The organism is Mesorhizobium sp. M2C.T.Ca.TU.002.02.1.1 (assembly GCF_003997225.1).
Genome location: NZ_RZTO01001475.1, coordinates 1 through 545, shown reverse-complemented (window position 1 = coordinate 545; position 545 = coordinate 1). Strand labels below are relative to the sequence as shown.

At 67.5% G+C, this 545-nt stretch carries 2 protein-coding genes; both read right to left on the bottom strand.

The genetic code is table 11. The annotated features are described in order from the left end of the window. Positions 1-44: 44 nt before the first annotated feature. Complete coding sequence (locus EOD07_RS36825) at positions 45-245, bottom strand: hypothetical protein (RefSeq protein WP_127238534.1); 201 nt, start codon at positions 243-245, stop codon at positions 45-47. Between the two features lie 23 nt (positions 246-268). Next, a partial coding sequence (locus tag EOD07_RS36820; protein WP_127238533.1) for an ABC transporter permease subunit occupies positions 269-545 on the bottom strand: 277 nt, incomplete at its 5' end.

Sequence of the window (545 nt, the reverse complement as noted above, 5' to 3'; positions counted from 1 at the left end):
ATACATGACGAAGTCGCAGGGGCTAGCGCGCGATGACGACGCCCTCACTGAGACCAGTATTGCCAGGCCCAGTAGAAGCTCTCGTCGCGCGGCGGCAGGCGATCGCGTTCGCCGGCGAACGACACCGGCGTCGGCGATTTCGGCTCGTCCTCGGGCCGCCCGTCCTCGACGCGCTTGTCGCTCGGCGGCAGGCGCAACAGCCAAGCGCCGACATGCGCGAACAGCACCGCGGTGGAATGGGTCACAAGTCCTACTCCTTCGCTTTCGTTCATTCCCGCCCCGCCCAGGGAACCAGCACGCGCTCGATCCGGCGGATGATGAATTCGAGCGCAAAGGCGATGATCGCGATCACCAGTATGCCCATCACCACCACGTCGGTGACCAGGAACTGCGCCGCCGACTGGATCATGAAGCCGAGCCCACGCGTCGCCGCCACCAGCTCGGCCGCCACCAGCGTCGACCAGCCGGCGCCGAGCGCGATGCGCAGGCCGGTGAGGATCGACGGCAGCGCGCTGGGCAGGATCACATGGCGGATGACCTGGGCC